Source organism: Nitrospirillum bahiense (genome assembly GCF_007828025.1).
GTDB lineage: Bacteria > Pseudomonadota > Alphaproteobacteria > Azospirillales > Azospirillaceae > Nitrospirillum > Nitrospirillum amazonense.
This window is the reverse complement of record NZ_VITO01000009.1, coordinates 37189-57063: the sequence shown is the minus strand read 5'-3', so window position 1 is coordinate 57063 and position 19875 is coordinate 37189. Positions and strand designations below refer to the sequence as shown.

Annotated in this window: 9 protein-coding genes and 2 pseudogenes; 10 read left to right on the top strand and 1 reads right to left on the bottom strand. The window is 64.6% G+C overall.

Translation table 11 applies throughout. The features are described 5' to 3' along the window. Positions 1-116: 116 nt before the first annotated feature. Positions 117-1125, bottom strand: a pseudogene (locus FBZ88_RS14565) (IS630 family transposase). 674 nt (positions 1126-1799) lie between these two features. On the opposite strand from FBZ88_RS14565, the pseudogene FBZ88_RS31575 reads away from it, so the two are divergent. The 10 genes and pseudogenes from FBZ88_RS31575 to FBZ88_RS14520 all read left to right on the top strand — a co-directional run. Further along, a pseudogene (locus FBZ88_RS31575) lies at positions 1800-2006 on the top strand (DUF6538 domain-containing protein); the annotation flags it as partial. Positions 2007-2018: 12 nt separating this feature from the next. Beyond that, positions 2019-3494 (top strand): site-specific integrase, encoded by a 1476-nt coding sequence (locus FBZ88_RS14560; protein WP_145617857.1) that lies wholly within the window; start codon positions 2019-2021, stop codon positions 3492-3494. 193 nt (positions 3495-3687) lie between these two features. Continuing rightward, positions 3688-6846: a DISARM system SNF2-like helicase DrmD gene (gene drmD / locus FBZ88_RS14555; RefSeq protein WP_145617853.1), complete on the top strand. Its 3159-nt coding sequence runs from the start codon at positions 3688-3690 to the stop codon at positions 6844-6846. Beyond that, positions 6847-10821, top strand: a complete 3975-nt coding sequence (locus FBZ88_RS14550) for an Eco57I restriction-modification methylase domain-containing protein (RefSeq protein ID WP_145617849.1) — start codon at positions 6847-6849, stop codon at positions 10819-10821. A gap of 96 nt (positions 10822-10917) precedes the next feature. Beyond that, the gene (locus FBZ88_RS14545; RefSeq protein WP_145617847.1) at positions 10918-12024 is read left to right on the top strand and encodes a helix-turn-helix domain-containing protein; all 1107 of its coding nucleotides are present in this window, start codon (positions 10918-10920) and stop codon (positions 12022-12024) included. Between the two features lie 9 nt (positions 12025-12033). After that, complete coding sequence (locus tag FBZ88_RS14540) at positions 12034-12540, top strand: hypothetical protein (protein WP_145617845.1); 507 nt, start codon at positions 12034-12036, stop codon at positions 12538-12540. Position 12541: 1 nt separating this feature from the next. Beyond that, a complete protein-coding gene (gene drmA, locus FBZ88_RS14535; protein ID WP_211102668.1) occupies positions 12542-16060 on the top strand; it encodes a DISARM system helicase DrmA in 3519 nt (1172 codons plus the stop codon). A gap of 11 nt (positions 16061-16071) precedes the next feature. Continuing rightward, complete coding sequence (gene drmB, locus FBZ88_RS14530) at positions 16072-17958, top strand: DUF1998 domain-containing protein (RefSeq protein ID WP_145617843.1); 1887 nt, start codon at positions 16072-16074, stop codon at positions 17956-17958. Between the two features lie 386 nt (positions 17959-18344). Next, complete coding sequence (locus FBZ88_RS14525; protein ID WP_145617840.1) at positions 18345-18698, top strand: plasmid mobilization protein; 354 nt, start codon at positions 18345-18347, stop codon at positions 18696-18698. Continuing rightward, complete coding sequence (locus tag FBZ88_RS14520) at positions 18691-19650, top strand: relaxase/mobilization nuclease domain-containing protein (protein WP_145617838.1); 960 nt, start codon at positions 18691-18693, stop codon at positions 19648-19650. The genes FBZ88_RS14525 and FBZ88_RS14520 overlap by 8 nt, the downstream gene beginning before the upstream one ends. Positions 19651-19875: the final 225 nt, after the last annotated feature.

The following is a 19875-nucleotide window of genomic DNA, read 5'->3' as shown; positions in this document are numbered from 1 at the left end:
TCACCACATAATCCGAATGTTGCGACCGTTCGGCCGGCTGCTTCAAATTCAAAGCGTGGCTTGGACAAGCGATTCTTGCGCCAAGCTAGAACCGTGGTTGCACCTAGTGCACTGACTCATTCAGAAGGTTCAGGTAGCCGAGCGATCTTGGCGAGGATGATGTCGGCTGGCTTGGTCCAGACGAAGGGCTTGGACGCTTTGTTGTGCTCGCGGATGTATCGGGCGATGGCGTCCTGGAGATCGGCCACGGATTTGAATACGCCGCGCCGGATGCGTCGGCGGGTGATGATGGAAAAGAAGCCCTCGACGGCATTGATCCAGGACGCCGAGGTCGGGGTGAAATGGAAGACCCAGCGCGGGTGATCGGCCAGCCATTCCAGGACCTTGGGATGCTTGTGGGTGGCGTAATTATTGACAATGGCATGGATCACCTTGCCCACCGGGACGGCCCGCTCCACAGCATTCAGGAACTTGATGAACTCCTTGTGGGTGTGCTTGGGCAGGCAGCGGCCGACCACGGTTCCGTCCAGAGTGTTCAGCGCGGCGAACAGCGTGGTGGTGCCATTGCGCTTGTAGTCGTGGGTCATCGTCCCGCACTTGCCCGGCTTCAGCGGCAGGCCGGGCTGGGTGCGGTCGAGCGCCTGGATCTGGCTCTTCTCGTCGATAGACAGCACCACCGCGTGGCACGGCGGGTCCATGTAGAGGCCGACAATCTCCTCGACCTTGGCGGCAAAGGCTGGATCGTTGGAGCGCTTGAAGGTGCGCAGGCGATGGGGTTGAAGGCGATGGGCCTCCCAGATGCGCTGCACGGCGCGCAGGCTGATGCCGACCGCCTTGGCTACCGCCCGGCCGGTCCAATGGGTCACCGCGCCGGGTGGTTGCGAGCAGGTCAGCGCCAGCACCTTGGCCACGGTCGCGGTGGGCAATGGCGCCCGGCCGGGTTTGCGCGTTTTGTCGCGCAGCAGCCCGTCCACACCCTGTTCGGCGTAGCGCATGCCAACGCCAGACCGCCGGGCGGCTGACACCGGCGCGGCGCGCCACATCCTGCACCGCCAGCCGCTCGGCCGAGAGCACGATAAGAAGGAGCGCGGGATTCCTCATTTTTTGGTGGGCATAAGTCTGAATTTTTCGGACTTTTTCGGATTTTCTCCGACATTGTCGGAAAAGTTCGGACTTTTTCGGAAAAATTCAGAAAAGTTCGGATTAAGTCAGACTTTTTCAGACTTTAAAGTTCCTCAACAATGCCAATCCTGAGCAAGGTGGCCGCATGCACGGCCACCTTTGAAGTCGCTGGCCGGCTTTCGCGCGCTCAGGCAGGATGGTCAATTAACCTGCCAACCCATCATCTGTCCCTGGCAAAGCCATGGGTCGAGGAGTTGCACTGTGTGGTAGGTACTGTTGCGAGGCTCCATCGGGCCATCGATAAGGTGTCCTTGATGCCGATAGGCGCGCCGGAGCACCACAAGCTTCCGATTCGCGCCATTTGTCGGCCATTCGGGTTGGGGACAAATCCGGACAGTGCCGTGCGGTGGAAAACGGGCTGTCAGCCGTGACGGCGGTGTCCTTTGTGCGGGACAGATGCGGGACAAACGGCACCGCAAAATCCAGCGGCTCACAGCATCCCACAGCACGAAAAGCCCAAGGAATATGCCGATATTCCGTGTGGCACCTAGATCTGATTTCGCCCTTTCACGGCGGCGACACGGGTTCGAATCCCGTAGGGGACGCCAAATTTGGCCTAATGGCTTGATTTGGCTCTAGATTTCGCCTTTCGCCAAAAAGCCGTGTGACACACGTATGTGATACACGCGGAGGCGCTGGCTGTGACCCTCATTCCATACATCGTCCAACGTCGCCGCAGACTCTACTTGCGGGTCCGCGCGCCTGCCGATATCGCTGCCTTGAGCGGCCGGACGCACATCACGCGGACGTTGCGGACGGCGGACCCCCGGAAGGCCAGGGCGGAGGCGGCCCAGCTTCTGGCGGTCGTACATCGTCAATGGGGCGAGGCACGACGAATGATCGCGGCGACGGTGCTGGGCAAGCCGATCAGCGAACTGACCGACGAAGAGATCTTCCAGGTCACGCCTGAGCAGGTTCAGGGCCTGCCGACGCAGGACCAAGCCCGATTCCTCGACGCTTTGGATCTCGCCGGCCAGCGGACCGTCCTGGAGGCCCGCCGTCTGGAGGTGGAGGCGCAGGAGCAGAGTGTGCAAACCCAGCGACTCGCCAATGCGATGTGCGGCTTGGAGACCGTTCGGAGGGCCACCCAACTCGCACGGCGGCAGCATACCGTGCTGAGTCAGATAAAGGACATCGCCGCCGACCGAAGCCGTGCCGCCTCGGTTGCTGACGTGGAGGCCGCTATGCGCGCTGAATTCATGGCCATATTCCGGGAGGGGATGGCCGAGATGCGCGAGCTGAAGGCCGCGATATCCATCAGCACGTCCGCCGCGCAGCAAGCGGTGCTTCAGCCCGAGGCGGGCGTCGCTTCCGCTGCCGCCAATGTTCCCTGGGATGCCTATCTCGAGGCTTTTTTTCGAGACAAGCCGGACTTGGGGGAGGCGACGCAGGCCAGCTACAGCCAGGCGTTCCGTGCCTTTGGAGGATTGTTCCCGGACAAGCTGCTGAGCGAGATCACCAAGGCTGACATCAAGCAGTTCTGCGATCACCTGCGCGACCGGCCCATCAAACGGGCGGGACGGGAAACGATGGCGCGGGACAGCATCGTCAAGCTGCTGGGCCACCTGCGCGGTTACCTGGCGTGGACCGTATCGGCGGGCCATCTGCCGACAGGCAACCCCGCGGATGGCGTTCAACCCCGAGCGGAGAACCGGCAGGAACGTATGGACCGCGACAAGCGGCGGGCTTTCTCAGCTACGGAACTGACAAAGCTTTTCGACAGTCCGCTGTTCACCGGCTTCCTTTCCACCAGCAAGCGGGCCCAACCCGGCACCCTCCATTATCGCGACGAGCCCTTCTGGTTCTTCGCCCTCGCCGCGTTGACCGGTGCCAGGACGGAGGAGATTGCCGAACTACCCGCCCAATTCGCAAAGTTGGGGGACGTGGAGTGCTTCGACCTGCGGCACGCGTCAAAGACCGCCGCCGGGCCGCGGCTCATTCCCGTGCTGCCAGACCTCTGGCGAATGGGACTGCGGCAATGGGCCGCCGACCAGCAACGTCGCGGGCGGGGCATGGTCCAGGGGCCGGAAGCCTCTGATGATTGGAGCAAATGGTCGAATCGCTATCTGGTCAACATCGGCCTGAAAGCGCCGGGGCTGGTGACCTACTCGCTCCGCCATAGTTTCCGCCAGGCCCTGCGCGCCGCAGGTCTTCATGAAGAGCTCGCCGACAAGGTCTTCGGCCACGAGGGCAAGTCTGTGGGCGCGGGCTACGGGCGGGACCTTGCGCCGGCGGAAGCCAAGCTGGTTGTGGAACGCGTGAAGTTCCCGGTGCCCTTGGATCACTTATTCATTCCAAGGAGCGATTACTGAACAGTAGGAAAAATATACGGAAAGTCCGTGGGCAGGTCGATGGCGGCAGGCGCATGTGAGTACCGACGAGCAGCCGGTGAAACGCGATCCGCCGAGCAATTCTGTCACGGTTGATTGACAGCTGCCCCCTGCAAGTTGCTAACGTCCTGACCAGGGCACGCTCGGCGCGTGCCTTGGTATCTGGGAAGAAAGCATGACGACCGTTCAGACTGGTGATTTTGTGCGGTTGCGGGGGCGGCGTTGGCTGGTTGAAGGTGAGCGTGATTTGGGCGAAGGCCTCACAACGCTCAACCTTGCCTGCGTCGATGACGACGCCCAGGGCGAACGCGCGGACATTGTCTGGTCGGCCGAATTAGATGCCGAACGGCTTGGTGATGAAGGCTGGGAGGCGCTGGCGCGCACCGGCACCGACGATCCGGCCGTTTTTTCCGCTTATATCCGGACACTGCAGTGGGGCACGGCGACCGCGACGGATCTGCGTCTCTTTCAGGCGCCCTTCCGCGCCGGTATCCGGCTCGACGCCTATCAGCTTCTTCCACTGTGGAAGGCCCTGCGCCTTCCCCGGGTGAACCTGCTCATCGCTGACGACGTCGGCGCCGGCAAAACCGTTGAGGCGGGCTTGGTCCTGCGGGAGATGCTGCTGCGCCGCCGGGTCGACTTCGCTGTGGTGGCGGCTCCCGCCGGCATGGTGCGGCAATGGCAGGATGAACTTGAGGCGAAGTTCGGCCTGACCTTCACCATTGTCGACCGCGAGCACCTTGCCCAACTGCGCCGGGAGCGCGGATTCGCGGCCAATCCGTGGACGGCCGGGTCGTTCTTCATCATCTCCCATTCGCTGTTGACCGATGATACCTACGCTGGCGGTTTGCGGGACGCCCTGGGCAGTTTCCGGTCAAAAGCGATTCTGATCCTGGATGAGGCACATCATGCGGCGCCAGCTTCGGGGGCCCGCTATGCCGTCGACAGCCAATTCACCAGGGCCGTGCGGGGGCTGGCCGCCTGTTTCGAACATCGCCTGTTCCTGTCGGCCACCCCCCATAACGGGCACAGCAACTCATTTTCGTCGCTGTTGGAAATCCTTGATCCACAGCGCTTCACGCGGGCGGTCCCTGTCCGCCCGCGTGAGCTTGACGCCGTCATGGTCCGCCGCCTCAAGTCCGACCTTCGGCATTTTGGCGAACGCTTCCCCAAGCGTACGGTGGAGCCCGTCATCCTTCGTGACCTGCCGGAGGACGCCCCCGATCTTCTGCTTCCGCGGATGCTGGCCGCTTACGGCGAGGGGCTGAGGACCCGGGCGGAGACATTGCCGGCCCGGGAAGCGGGGCTGGCACGCTTGGCTTTCGTGGGACTTCAGCAGCGCTTGCTATCGTCAGCCCAGGCCTTCGCTGACACGTTGGCCATTCATATCAATGGCCTGAAGCGCCGGACCGCATCCGCCGCTGTGGCGGCAGCCTTCGTCCACGGGGCTGCCGAAGTCGAAGAAGCCGAGACCGAGGACGGCGCCGGCATGAATGACGTGCTGGAAAAGGAAGAGATGCGGCGGGCGGAAGCCGCCGCCAGCTTCGCTGCACCCGTGGCGGACCTCGCCGCCGCCCAGGCGATGTTGGACTTGGCGCTGAAGGCCGCCCGACGACCCGATGCCCGGGTCACCTGGTTGGCCAACTGGATCCGCGCGCAGATGGCGCCCAATGGCCGGTGGAATACCCGACGCTTGGTCATTTTCACCGAGTATGAGGCCACCCGGCGGTGGTTGGAGCGTCGGCTCATGGAGGCGCTGGATGATCTGGCGCCGGAGGACCGGCTGGCCCATTTCACCGGCGCCACGCCTTTGGACGAGCGTGAGGAGCTGAAGCGCCGCTTCAACGCCGATCCCGCCACCGACCCCCTGCGCATCCTGCTCTGCACCGATGCCGCGCGGGAAGGCATCAACCTACAAACCCGCTGCCACGATCTCATCCACTTCGATCTGCCCTGGAACCCGGCCCGGCTGGAGCAGCGCAACGGGCGTATCGATCGCAAATTGCAGCCGGCGGAGGAGGTCTTCTGTCGCTACTTCGTCTACGCCCAGCGACCTGAAGATGTGGTGCTACAGGCGCTGGTCAGGAAAACTGAGTTGATCCGCGATCAACTGGGCTCCGCCGGCCAGGTCATCGCCGCCCGGCTGGCGGATAAGCTGGCCCGCAACGGCATCGTCGCGGCGCAATCCCTGGCCCAGGAGGTGGAGACGGCTGGGGATGATCCGCTGGTCCATCAAGCCAATGAGGAGATGGACGATGACACGCAGCGTCGCCGTGCCCGGCAGGCGCGTGAGATAGATGAACTGCGCAAGCATCTGGAACAATCGCGCGAACGCGTCGGTGTGGACCCGGAGCAACTGAGCGCCGTCGTCGCCACAGCCCTGTCACGCGCCGGGGTTCCATTGGGCCAACCGACAGGCAGCGTCGAGGGGACGCCGGTGTTCCAGCTGGACGCCAGCAACCCGGCCTTCTCGACCGCCGGGTGGCCGGAAGCGTTGGACACGCTGCGGGCCCGTCGTCGTACACGGGCGGATAAGTCAACCAAGGATTGGCGGGCCGCTGCGCCGTTGCGGGCCCTGTCCTTCCGCCCCGCCATCACGGCGGAGGGGGCGGACGCCGAGGGTGTGGTTCAACTGCATCTGGAACATCGGCTGGTCCGCCGCCTGCTGGGGCGATTCCTGTCCCAAGGGTTTCAGTCGGGATTGTCGCGTGCCTGCGTGGTGGTTGGCCCCGGTGCCCAGCCGCGCGTGGTCCTGATCGGCCGCCTGGCCCTTTACGGACCTGGTGCTGCCCGCCTGCACGAGGAGATGATCACCGTCACCGCGCCGTGGACGGAGGCGGGACGGGGAACCACCCCCCTGAAGCCGTTCGCCACCCGCGGCGAGGAAGCGACGATGGTCCAGGTGGAAAAGGCGCTACGCGACCCGCGCCGGCCCCCGGCCGTCGCCATTGACCGCGTCCGTTCCTGGGCGGCGAAGGACGCGGCCGACCTTGAACCCGTATTGCGGACACGAGCCGAGGCCGCCCGCCGCGAGGCTGCCGCCGCCCTGACCGAGCGCGGCATCAAGGAGGCGGAGGACCTCCGCGCCTTGATCGCGGGACAGCGGAGTCGGGTGGCGACAGCGGTGGATGCGCCGGAAGACACGCAGTTGAGTCTTTTTGGGGATCAGGAAGCGGCCCAGCGGCGGCGGGACCGGGAACATTGGCGGCGCAAGCTGGTGGAGCTTGACGGGCAGTTGGTCACTGAGCCAGACCGTGTCCGCGCCAGCTACGATATTCGGGCCGACCGCCTGGAAATAGTTGGTCTTCTCTACCTTTGGCCTGCGAGTAACTAAATGGCTGCCCCCGATCCCAATCTTGAGTGGCTGGGCCATGTGCAGCCGACCGGCCTGGTCGTCGCGCCCTCCGTCCTGACGCGTTATGGCCTTATCCCGGAAGAGCAGCTGCGCGCGGATAGCGACGCCGTGGCGGAACACATCGGGGTTTCGGAGGATGGCCCTGCGCTGCCCTCCCCCTGGCCCTTCTTCGCTGACATCCTGGGGTGGAACGCCACCTTCATTGCCGGCGCGCCGGGGGGACCGGCGCTGCCAGACGATCTGGTGGCCATCGTGCCCGAGGCTGATACGACGCTGATGCCCACCTGGGCCGTGGCGGAGCCCAGCGGTGGTTGGCAAATGCTGGTCCGGATCGAAGGGCCGGGCGTGGACCCTGATGGTCGGGGCGCCCTGGATGGGTGGGAGGCGACACCACACCAACGCCTGGAACGTCTTTTGCGGACGACCGGTGTGCCCACCGGTCTGTTGATCACCGATGATGAGTTGCGCCTGGTCCATGCCCCCAGGGGGGAGACCAGCGGCTGGCTGGTCTTCCCCCTGCGCGCCCTGCCGACCGTCGGAGGGCGCCCCATGCTGGGCGCCCTGAAGCTTCTGCTGGAGAGTTTCCGCCTTTTCGCCGACGCGACGGAGCGGCGGCTGCCGGCGTTGCTGCGGGCCAGCCGCGACACCCAGGCGGAGGTTTCCGCCAAGCTGGCGACGCAGGTCCTGGGCGCCCTGCATGAGCTGTTGCGCGGCCTGCACGCGGCCGACCGCGCCAGCGTCGAGCGCCTGGCGGCGGAACGGCCGGCCCATGTTTATGAGGGCCTGCTGACGGTTCTTCTGCGTCTGATCTTTCTGCTTTATGCGGAGGATCGGGCCCTGATCCCGTCACGCGCCGACACCGCCGCCCGCGCCCTTTATGATGAGGGCTATGGGGTGCGGACCCTGCACGCCCGCCTGCTGGGCGACAAGGCGCGCCATCCTGACACGATGGACGAGCGGCGTGGCGCCTGGGGGCGGCTGCTGGCCCTGTTCCGCCTGGTTCATGGCGGCGACACCACCGGGGGCTGGATCCGGGGCCGGGGCGGCAAGCTGTTCGACCCCGATACATTCCCCTTCCTGGAAGGGCGACGGCAAGCAAGCGATCACGCCGCCCCGCCGGCCGTCACCGATGGCTGCGTCCTGCGCGTGCTGGATGCGCTGTTGGTGCTGGATGGGGAGAAGCTGTCCTATCGGACGCTGGACGTGGAACAGATCGGCAGCGTCTATGAAACCGTGATGGGCTTCACCGTCCTGACCATGGCTGGGCCCGCCCTGGCCATCAAGGCTGGCAAGAACAACCGCACGCCGGTGTTCGTTGACTTGGCCGCGCTGGCCGCGACCAAGGGGAAGGAGCGGGAAAAATATCTCAAGGAACAGGCTGACCGGGGCGGCCTTACCGCCCGCGTCACCACCCCCCTGGCCGCCGCGGCCGATGCCGCCCAATTGGCGGAGGCCCTGCGCCCCATTGTCGATGACCGCGCCAGCCCCCACGGCACCGCTCCCGCCGGCACCCCGCTGTTGCAGCCGACGGATGAGCGTCGCCGCACCGGCAGCCACTACACCCCGCGCGACCTGACGGGACCCATCGTCCGTCACGCGCTGGAGCCCGCCTTCGCCCGCATCGGTGACAACGCCACGCCGGAGGAGGTTCTGGCGCTCAAGGTCTGCGATCCGGCCATGGGTTCAGGCGCCTTCCTGGTGGAGGCCTGCCGGCAACTGGCGGCGCGGCTGGTGGCGGCATGGGCCCGCCACCCGGGGACCCGTCCCGCCATCGCGCCGGATGAGGATGAGGATTTGCTGGCCCGGCGCCTGGTCGCCCAACGGTGCCTGTATGGGGTGGACCGCAACCCGCTGGCGGCCGATCTGGCCCGCCTGTCGCTGTGGCTGGCGACGCTGGCGCGTGACCACGAATTCACCTTCCTCGACCATGCGTTGAAGAGCGGCGACAGCCTGGTAGGCCTGAGCCGCGCGCAGATCAGCGCCCTGAACTGGGATACCAGCCAGCCGCCCCTGGCCCTGCTGGGCGGCTTGGTCACCGAACGAGTCACCGCCGTTTTGGAGGGGCGCGAGGAAATTCGCCAGGCGCCCGACGACGTCAGTCGCGCGGTGCAGGAGAGGCGGCACCAGCGGATCGAGGCGCGCCTGGACCACGCGCGGGCATTGGGGGACGCCGTCGTCGCCGCCTTCTTCACCAGCGGGAAGGCCAAAGAGCGGGACTGGGCGCGCGTGGGGCTGGAGATGGAGGCCGGCGGCGGCAACACCGACAAGCTGTGGGAACGCACCTCGGCCGCCCGCATTGCCCTGGCGTCTGGCCCCCATCCGCTAAAGCCGTTTCATTGGGAACTCGAGTTTCCCGAGGTCTTCACCGGGCCACAGGGCGGTTTTGACGCCATCGTCGGCAACCCGCCCTTCGCCGGCAAGAACACGCTGATCAACGGCAACCGCGACCATTACCTGGATTGGCTCCAGACCCTGCATCCGGGGGCCCATGGGAATGCCGACATCGTCGCGCACTTCTTCCGCCGTGCCTTCGCGCTGCTGCGCCCCGGTGGCCGTTTCGGGCTGATCGCCACCAACACCATCGGCCAGGGGGACACCCGGGACGCGGGTCTGCGTGTGATCCTGGAACAGGGTGGCATCATTGCCCGCGCGGTGCGGCGCCTCCCCTGGCCGGGGGACGCGGCCGTCGTCGTTTCCGTCGTCCATGTGTCGAAAGGAGAAAACGGCGGGGAGGCCAGGCAAGGCCAGCCCCATCTTGACGGTCGCCCGGTGCGCCGCATCAGCGCCTATCTGGTGGAGGGGGACCTGGACGCCAGCCCGGCGCGCTTGGCCGCCAACGCGGGCAAGTCATTCCAGGGCATGATCTTATTGGGGTTGGGCTTCACTTTCGATGACGAGGCCGCCGCCAAGGGTAAGGCGACGTCCATCGCCGAAATGCACCGGCTGATCGAAAAGGACCCTCGAAACGCCGAGCGGATCTTCCCCTATCTGGGTGGGGAGGAGGTGAACACCAGCCCCACCCACGCCCATCGCCGCTATGCCATCGACTTCAACGACTTTCCGTTGCGCCGGGATGTCATGGCGAAGCAATGGGCCAATATGAATGATGATGAACGAGCGGCCTGCCGCCGTCGAGGCATCGTGCCGCTGGATTATCCCGACCCGGTCGCGGCGGATTGGCCCGATTTGCTGGAGATTGTTGAGCGACTGGTGAAGCCGGAGCGTCTTCTACAGAAGCGTCCGGCCTTAAGGGATCGCTGGTGGCAATATGCTGAGAAGAGGCCAGGGCTGCGGCGCGCATTAGACGGCTCAGGTAAAATGCTAGTTAGGTCTCTAACGAGTTCAAATTTTTCAACATTCACATATTTGTCTGGTGAAATCTTGCCGGACCAGACCTTGATAGTTTTTCCTGGCGCAGATTATGCCTCTATTGCGACCTTGTCTTCTCGGGTGCATGAGACATGGGTAAGAGAATTTGGGTCTTCTCTAAAGGATGACTCAAGGTACAATATAAGTGATTGCTTTGAAAATTTTCCATTCCCTCGAGAATGTTGTGGGAGCATCATGAATGATTCTGGCATGTTTTATTATGAAAAAAGAGCTGAATTAATGGCTTCTGAAGGGGTTGGCCTCACGGGAATTTACAATCTTTTTAGAGATCATAAAGAGAATTGCTCTCGTGGTCAGTTGTTGCGAGAGATTCACCTGTCGATAGACCTCGCCGTTCTTCGTGCTTACGGCTGGCACGATCTTGCGGATCACGCGACGCCCATTTTTTTGACCGAAGATAACGAAACCGATCATCGTTATCAGGGGCGGCTGTTCTGGCCCTCGGATTTTCGGGATGAGGTTCTGGCCCGCTTGCTTGACCTGAACCAATCCCGGGCGGCGGAGGAGCGGGCCCTCGGCTTGTCCCCAGGGGTGGCCCCCGCGCCGGAGGAGGGTGGGGAATAAGTCGCGGGCTCTTTTCTTGCAAATCAAAACTCGCAAGAAAATCTTGCATGGCTAAATTTGCTCTGCCATAGCAAGGCTCGGTTAAAGGAGCGGGTGATGTCGGACGGATTGATAGCGGCTCGGATCAAGGTGAGGCGCGAGGCGCTGGGTTTCACGCAGGATGGCGTCACCAAGCTATTGGGGTTCAGCGACCGTCAGACGCTGTCTGCCATCGAGAACGGCGACCGCCGCGTCTCCGCGTCGGAATTGGTGCGCTTTGCCGAGGTGCTGGCCGCGCCGCTGACCTATTTCACCGACCCATTCCTGCTGGCCGGTGTCGGTCGCTTCTCCTGGCGGCAGGCGGGCGTGCCGCCCCAGAAGCTGGCCGATTACGAGGAACATGCCGGCCGGCTGATCGCGCTGTACCGCGCCCTGGGCGCGGAACTGGGGCGCCGGCCGCCCCTGCTGCGCCAAGCCTTGGGCCTGAGCAAAGCCAGTTCCTATGAGGAGGCCATGGTCGCGGGGGAGCGGTTCGCCGAGGAATTCGGCCTGGGCCCGGTCCCCTCGCGCCGCTTGGCAGAGGTGATGCAGGACAGGCTGGGCATCCTGGTCCTGATGGTTGATGCCCTCCGGGGAGTCTCGGGCGCCGCCTGCCACCTGCCGGAATTGGATGCCGTGCTGATCAACCGGCAGGAGGTGGCAGGCCGGCGCCATTATGACCTGGCGCATGAGCTGTTCCACATCCTGACCTGGGACGCCATGCCGCCGGATCACCTGGAGGACACCGTCGCCGCGCCCAAGGGGCGGGTGGAGCAACTGGCCGACAACTTCGCGGCGGCCGTCCTGATGCCCAGCAGCGTGATCGCGCCCTTTGGCCCTTGGGCCGATTTGGCGGATGACGCCTTGGTCAGCCGGCTGAACGACACGGCGGAGGCGCTGGGCGTGAGCGCGTCGGCGCTGCGGTGGCGATTGGTCGCAGCTGGAATGCTGACCAAGGGCCGGGCCAAGACGGTCGATGAGAACGCGTTGCGGAACAACGGCCGCAAGCCCGTGGCGGTGGAGGCGCCCCCGCTGTTCTCCCGCCCGTTCGCGGAACTTGTGACCCAGGCGGTGGATGAGGGGCTGATTTCCGCCCGAAAGGTCGCCGGCTTGCTCGACATGCCATTGGATGACGTGGTGGACGCGTTCGCGGCGCAGGGCGTCGCCTTCGATCCCGGCTTGTGAGGATTGGGCATGGGGGCGCGGCTGGTTCTGGTGGACACCAACGTCATCCTGGAGGCGCACCGGACTGGCAGCTGGCGGGCCCTGCGGGGTGGCCACCGCTTGGAGACGGTGGAGGATTGCGTCATCGAAACCCAGACTGGCGCGCAGAACCGCCGGCCGGAGCAGCGCATAGAGGAAGCCGCCTTGCGCGGGGATTTTCGGGCGATCCACGAGGTTGGCGCCATCGACCGTGCCAACGCCGTGTTGTCACATCCGTCCATCGCCTTCCTGGACGCGGGGGAACAGGCGCTGTGGTGCCACGCCTTGACCCGGACGGATGTTTGGGTGCTGTGCGGGCCGGACAAGGCCAGCCTGCGGCTGGGCCTGGCGCTGGGCCTGGGCGGCCGGCTGGTCGCGCTTGAGACGCTGTTGGATGAGGTCGGCCATCGGCCGGTCATCGCCCTGCGGCGCAACTACACCATCGCCTGGCACCGGGAAACCCTGGCCAGCCTTTCGACTGAAACAAAGCGGGTGTGACATGACCGACGCCGCGACCCCCACTCAACCATCCGCCCCGCTCCCCGGTCCGCAAAAGAATGCGGCGGCGGTCCGCCATGACCTGGTGGAGGTGCTGCGGCGTGACCTGATCGGGCCTGGCCCCACCGATTCCGACCTGGCGCGGGAGATTTTGCAGGTCAATCCATCACGCTGGTATCTCAGCGGATTTTTGGCGCCATCGCTGGACGACCGGGCCGATTTGGCGGTGGATCCCCGTGACGACGACAAGGCGGAGGCCCAGGAGGACGAGGACGGTCCCGTGTTCGGCGATGATCTTGGGGCGGGCCCTGAAACGGGGATGGCCCGTGCCGCCGACGACGCCCCGCCGGACGAGACATCCGCCCGGCCAAGGCGCCTGCCGGCCTCGCTGGGCCTCACCACCCTGATCCCTGACGGCGTGACAGAGGTGGAGGTGGTGCTCAATTGGGGCGACTACCGTACGGAACCACCATTACCGCCCGAGGTCCTGGCCCCCGAGGCGACGGGCGGCGACCGCGCCAGTCCAGATGTACAGTGGTGCCGGGTGCCTAATGAACAGGTCCTGCGCATCGCGGTGCCCGAAGGGCGGGGGGCCAGCATTCCGATGCCGAGCACGGGCGGCGCCCAACGTCCCATCGGTGGGCTCTTCCTTGAGGCGCATGCCCGCCCCTATCTGATCAAGCAGCCGGATGGGTCATCGACCCCGGTGAGGGCCTTGACGGTGATGGTGGTCAACCGCCGGTCATCCGTGCGCCGCCGCTATGCCGATGTCGCCTACGCCTTCCAGGTGCGGTTGGAGGTGCGATGCGCGACCGGCTTCTATCCGCGCTGTGACTTGTCGGGTTACGGATCGTCCGACGTCGACGCCGCTATCGCTGATCTGCAGTTCCGCGACGTGGCGGAATATGCCGTGGGGCGCGGCGTGTCCGCCGGCTGGCGGACGGACGCGGATGGCAAGGTCCGGGCCGTGTTCACCGACCATCTTCCCCAGGCGGAGGTGGAGCGGGTGGAACCCAACGAGGCCATCGCCGATGTCGAGTTTGGGATGGAGGCGCTGGCCGAAGCGGCGAAGCGCGGGGCCGAGGCGTTGACGGCCGCGCTGCGCGGGTTGCCGGCCGCCTATGGCGCGTGGCTGGGCGAACAGGAGGATGCCGCGCGCTCCATCGTCGGTGACAGGCGCCAGGCGACCGCCAGGGCCTTGTTGACGGCGGCGCGGGACGCCCAGGCCCGGGTCGCCGACGGCATCCAATTATTGGAAGACAACGACAGGGCGCGCCTGGCCTTCGTGGCCATGAACGAGGCGGTGTCGCGCGCGTCCCGCCGCCGCAATGCCGGACGTCATGGCGATCCCCTGGCGCAGCGGGCACCGAAATGGCGGCCCTTCCAGCTGGCCTTCATCCTGCTGAATCTGCGTGGCCTGGCCGAACCGGATCATGCCGACCGGGAAATCGCGGATCTGCTGTTCTTCCCCACTGGCGGTGGCAAGACGGAGGCCTATCTGGGCCTCGCGGCCTGGACCATCGCCTGGCGCCGGCTGTCGGCCGATGGTGTACTCGGGGCGGGCGTGTCGGTGCTGATGCGCTACACCTTGCGCCTGCTGACGCTGGATCAGCTGACGCGCGCCGCTGGGGTGGTTTGCGCGCTGGAGCTGATGCGCGGGGAACCAGGGTGGCAGGGGGGCGGCCGCCGCTTGCTGGGGGATTGGCCCATTGAGATCGGGCTTTGGGTTGGCTCCGCCGCCTCACCCAACCGCCTGGGTAAGACCGGCGACGGCAGGACCGACACGGCGGTGGCGCGGGTGCGCCGCTTTATTAGGGATGGGCGGGAGGCGCCGGCGCCGATCAAAGAGTGTCCTTGGTGTGGCGCACCCTTTGAGAGAAGAAGTTTCCGATGCGTCCCCAGTGATGTGGCGCCCCAGAACATGGTTATCGGGTGCGCCAACACGACCTGCGATTTCTCGCGAGATAGGCCACTGCCCATCCTGACGGTGGACGAGGCCATCTACCGCCGGCTGCCCGCCTTCCTGATCGCCACCGTCGACAAGTTCGCGGCATTGCCCTGGGTGGGACAGGTCGGGGCGTTCTTCGGGCATGTCGACCGGGCGGATGATTGGGGCTTCTACGGCGCCGCGGACCCGGGCCAGGGCAAACGGCTCTGGAGTGGCAATCAGCTGGAGCCCCCCAACCTGATCATTCAGGACGAGCTTCATCTGATCAGCGGCCCGCTGGGGACTGTCGCGGCCTTGTATGAGGTGGCGCTAGACCACCTGGCGTCCCGGCAGCATGGTGGACGCCGCATCCGTCCCAAAATCGTCGCGAGCACCGCCACGGTGCGGCGGGCCGCCGACCAGGTGCGGCTTCTGTTTGATCGTCACCGCACGGCGGTGTTCCCACCGCCCGGCCCTGATCGTCGGAATAGCTTTTTCGCCGTCACGGCGCGGCCGGATCAAAAGCCGGCGCGTCTCTATGTCGGGCTGGCATCGCCGGGGCGCGGGCCGAAGCTGATTTTCCTGCGCGCCTTGACCACGCTGCTGGCTGCGGCCCGCGCGGCTGCGGAAGCGGGTGGTGAGGCGGACGCCTATGAAACGGCGATTTGCTACTTCAACGCCCTCCGCGAACTGGGCGGGGCCCGACGCATCGTCGAGGACGAAGTGACGGCCCGATTGCGCAGTTACGGCACGGAACGCCGGCGCGTGTCACCAGCGGACGCACCCTTTGCGGATCGCCATTTGAGAGCGCCGCTGGAACTCACGTCCCGCGTCACCACCGACGACGTTGCGTCCGCCAAGGACACGCTGGCGCTGCCCTGTGCCGATCCCAAGGGCGTGGACGTCTCGATGGCGACCAATATGATCTCCGTCGGTCTGGATATTGGCCGCTTGGGGTTGATGCTGGTGCAGGGACAACCCAAGACGGCGTCGGAATATATCCAGGCGACCAGCCGTGTTGGACGTAAGGAGGAGCGGCCGGGGCTGGTGCTCGTTCTGCTGAACGTCCACAAGCCGCGGGACCGGATGCACCATGAGCAGTTCCGGCATTTCCATGCCTGCTTCTATCGCGCGGTGGAAGCAACCAGCGTGACCCCATGGGCGGCGCGGGCCCTGGACCGGGCCTTGGCCGCCGTTGTCGTGGCGGCGGCGCGACATCTCGACCCCAACCTCACACCGGAGAAGGCGGCCGCGCGGGTGCTCAATAATCCCGCCCTGCATGACCAGATTGTCGAAGTCATCCTCAACCGCGCACCCAATGACGCGGTGGTCGGTGGCCGCGAGGCCCTGCGCGACCTTGTGGCCGGCTTGGTTCGCGATTGGGCCGCCACGGCGGATAACCAGACCGGCAACGGCGGCGACCTTTTCTATGGTTACCCCCGTGACAAGGCCCTGTTGCATGAGCCGTTGGATCCGTTGGTGTCGCGACTGTCGCCAGCGGCTCAACGCTTTGTGGCGGGGCGCTCCATGCGTGATGTGGAGCACGCTTCGCCGTTGAAGGTCATGGACCGCTACGGCAACGAACTGCGCTGACGGGGAGAGACATGGGTAACACAACCATCCGCATGAGCCAGGTCGTTGGTGTCTATGGCCCCGGGGCCATGATCGACCTGCCGGAGCGTTCCGTCATCGTGGGCAGCCTGGACCGGTGGAACATGGCGGGCGTCGACGCCTTCCGCCCTATTGATGAGCCTCGCCTGGCTCGACTTCTGCAACAGCGATTGGCTGGTGACCCTCGCCTGGCGGGGGATGCGCCCCCGACGTTCCGCACCCCGCCGATAGACCCCAACGACATCAGGGCGTCCCGTCCGCCATCCATTGACGCGCCGCTGTTTCCAGAGTGGTTCGTGTGCGAGACCATCGATGGCGATAAGCCAGGCCGCCGCCGGCTGGTGCGGTTTAGCGACCTGGAACCGCAGAAGCGCAAGGAATACATCGGGGAGGATCGTAAGAAGCGTAAGGTGTCGCCGGTACGCTTCGTTGCCGGCTGCACCAAGGGGCATCTTCAGGATATCGACTGGCGGTGGATCTTGCACCGGGGCGAGCCGTGCCGCGAGGCCATGTGGCTTGTGGACTCCAGCGCCAGCGCCGACCCGCGTGATACCCAGATCGTCTGCGACTGCGAAAAGTCGCTGACCTTGGCCGAGCTGTTTCAACCCCATCGTCTGGGAAACTGCACGGGGGAACGTCCCTGGATTGGTGATCGGGATCCCGTGACGTGTGATGCGCCGAAAGGCTTGCGACTTCTGACCCGCAGCGCCACCAACACCTATTTCCCCCAGGTGGCCACGGTCATCTCGCTGCCGCAAGCGGTGGATGAGCTGACCCGTCGTATTGAACAGCACCTTTCTAGCCTGCGGACGGCCCAGAACGCCGCTTGGATCAGCATCGCCCGTGTCGCGAACCCCGCCATCGGCGCCGCGCTGGAGGGCTATGATGATGAGGATGTGTTCGCGCGCCTTCAGACCATATTGGCCAGCTCCGCCAATGGCGACGATGCCAAGGACCCACGCCTCGCGGAATTCGAATTGTTTTCCTGTGGGCGGGCGCTGATTGGTGAGAATGCGCCTACCGCGCTTTTGCATGCCGAAACTCTGGACCGGGCCATCTGGGACCCAGCGGATGCGCTCGAATTGGAAAGTATCGGCTCCCTGGTGGCCGTGCATCGCCTGCGTGAGGTTTCCTGCCTCTACGGCTTTACCCGCCTGGAGCCTGCGGCGATGGCCAATGATGAATTGGAAGACGTGGGCTTGGCGGTGGAGGGCGCGCCGTTGGCCGCCAGGCCAACATGGCTACCGGCCATCGAACAGTTCGGGGAAGGATTCTTTCTGACGTTCAAGCCCGAAGCTCTGCGGGATTGGCTCTTGGGTGACGGTTTGCTCAGCAGGGCGTATGAGCTTGAGGCCGGCATCGCCACTTGGGAGCGCATCCGGCGAGACGGCGGCTTGAGCCTTGATCGCCGGTCGTTGGGGGAACGCGTCCGGCCGGAGTATGTCATGGCCCATAGCTTGGCGCATGCGCTCATGACCCAGGTGGCCTTGGACTGCGGCTATCCGGCCAGTTCGCTGAAGGAGCGGATCTATGTCCCGCCCGTCCCGGCATCCGGCGAGCGTCAGGCCGGGATTCTGATCTACACCGCCAGCGCCGGCATGCAAGGGACCTTGGGCGGTCTGGTTGAGGTGACCCGCCGGTTCCACCACATCCTGGCCAACGCGCTGGAGCGCTTGCGGCTCTGCTCAGGGGACCCGGTATGCGCCGACCATGAGCCCGGCAAGGCGGACGAGGACCGCGCTCTACATGGCGCCGCCTGCCACGGTTGCCTGCTGATCGCAGAGACGAGCTGCGAAGCCCGGAACCTGCACCTCGATCGCGCCCTGCTGGTGGATACGGTTCGGACAGATGGCGCGGGGATCTTCGAGGCGCCGTTTTGAGCGTTCCCGCGGATGGCCGTGGAATAGTCTAGCCTAGTCTGCCTTGCCGATTTCGTTGTCGCCAATGGTGCCCGTTGGCTAAGCTTAGCAAGCCATGTTTACCGGTTGCGGTAAACCTCGGTTTGATTGTGTTCCCTGGTAGGCGCCGCTACCCCTCACGGCCATTTTCCATCACGCCGGTATTGGTTCAGGCGAAAATTGCCTGCGGCCATTCCACCACCCTGCGCTTAGCCTGATAGAGCGGCAGCCAGCCATGTGTGGCTTGCTGTCGCCAGGGGAAATCCGCTTCTGCGGGCGCCCTGGATCTCCGGCTGGCGGCCACTTGCCGTTCCAGCCACGGCACATTTCAGGTTGCTCCGCAGCCTGTGAATAAGGTGGAGGCTACGATGGCGCGCCCGAAAAAAGACGTTGGCGACCGGCGCCGACAAACCACAATCTGGCTATCCGATGAGGAGCGGCGAGAAATTGGGCAACGTGCAGAAGCCGCCCGTCAGCCCTTCGGCGATTACGTCCGACGGGCCGCCTTGGGCCGGCGCCTCACGGCTGCACCCTCCATCATCAATTTGGCGGGATGGGAAGAGTTATCTAACCTTTCCATCAATTTGCGCGAAATCCTGTTGTATGCGCGCGAATGGCGCGACCTGGACGAAGCGGGGCTAATGGGCCAAATCATTGAAATCCAGATGCAGATTGAGAGGCTGGGCGCCACGCTGATCGGCGGAGGCGATCCAGATGCTTGAAAAAATCGGACGTGGCGCAGACATGCGGAGGCTGCTGGAATATCTTTTGGGCGAGCTGGATCATGCAGGCCGCAAACGTGACCGGGTGGCCGTCGTCGGAGGCACGGTGTCGAGCGGCAATATCCTCACCATGACCTTGCAATATAATGCTCTCCGGCGTCTCCGCCCCAACCTGATGCGGTCAGTAATGCACTGTAGCCTCCGCTCCGCGCCTGGTGACCGGTGGCTGACTGATCAGGAGTGGGCCAGTATTGGTAAGAAATGGGCGCAGGCGATGGGCTATCAGGCCTATACGATTGTGCGCCACGATCAGCCTGATGGCGATCATATTCATATCGCTGCGAGCCGTGTAAACGCCGATGGCGCAGTTGTGCCCGACAGCTGGGACTTCCGACGCGGCGAATTACTTGTGAGAGACATCGAAAAAGAACTGGAACTTTGCCAAGTGGCGCGCTCCCATCTGCTTGCGCCTGAAAACGTCATGACTGAATCGATGCTTCTCACTCGGGCTGATATCCAGCAGGCCCTTGCGGGGAAGCGGGTCCCTCGGGTTGAGATAGCGGCGGCGATCAACGGAGCCCTGGCCAAAGGAACAACCACCTTCACTGAATTCGTAGCCTCTATGCGAAGGTCTGGTGTTGTGGTGCGCCCCAAAATGTCGCGTCAGAGCACCGATTTATCTGGACTTTCCTTCGAACTTGACGGGGTGGTACTGCGGGGAGGTGCATTAGGCAAAGGGTATAGCGTCCATAACCTGTTCAAGAAGGGGCTCAGTTATTCGTGGAGCAGAGATCAGCAGGCAATCCGCGATTGCCTGGACATGGTCACTCTTCCCGCAGCCGCCGGCTTTGGAGGTTTTGGTCGCAACGGTGAATCGGATCCGTACTTCCCCAGCGATCTTCCAGAAAAAAGCCTTCCATTGAATGATGACGATGTCCCTTCGCCATTTTGAGTTGGGGCCGGGACTATCAGGAATTTCGTGCTCGGCGGGGTTGGTTTCACGAACAGGCGCTCATCGTTGTCAACGTTTGGCCCGCCCCGTCCACAGGTGGTTTGACCATCCCGCCTTGATCAGTCTGCTTCAACGTATCCGGCCTCGGGTGTGAACCGGCATCGAATTTGGCCTCTTAGGAAATGCAAGGCAATATACTGACACAGCTGAAGAAAGTGACAAAAG

What these genes read in the sequence shown, in the direction of transcription:
- FBZ88_RS14560 (WP_145617857.1), top strand. Translation starts at nt 2,019, where the DNA reads ATGATCGCGGCGACGGTGCTGGGCAAGCCGATCAGCGAACTGACCGAC.
- drmD (WP_145617853.1), top strand. Translation starts at nt 3,688, where the DNA reads ATGACGACCGTTCAGACTGGTGATTTTGTGCGGTTGCGGGGGCGGCGT.
- FBZ88_RS14550 (WP_145617849.1), top strand. Translation starts at nt 6,847, where the DNA reads ATGGCTGCCCCCGATCCCAATCTTGAGTGGCTGGGCCATGTGCAGCCG.
- FBZ88_RS14545 (WP_145617847.1), top strand. Translation starts at nt 10,918, where the DNA reads ATGTCGGACGGATTGATAGCGGCTCGGATCAAGGTGAGGCGCGAGGCG.
- FBZ88_RS14540 (WP_145617845.1), top strand. Translation starts at nt 12,034, where the DNA reads ATGGGGGCGCGGCTGGTTCTGGTGGACACCAACGTCATCCTGGAGGCG.
- drmA (WP_211102668.1), top strand. Translation starts at nt 12,542, where the DNA reads ATGACCGACGCCGCGACCCCCACTCAACCATCCGCCCCGCTCCCCGGT.
- drmB (WP_145617843.1), top strand. Translation starts at nt 16,072, where the DNA reads ATGGGTAACACAACCATCCGCATGAGCCAGGTCGTTGGTGTCTATGGC.
- FBZ88_RS14525 (WP_145617840.1), top strand. Translation starts at nt 18,345, where the DNA reads ATGGCGCGCCCGAAAAAAGACGTTGGCGACCGGCGCCGACAAACCACA.
- FBZ88_RS14520 (WP_145617838.1), top strand. Translation starts at nt 18,691, where the DNA reads ATGCTTGAAAAAATCGGACGTGGCGCAGACATGCGGAGGCTGCTGGAA.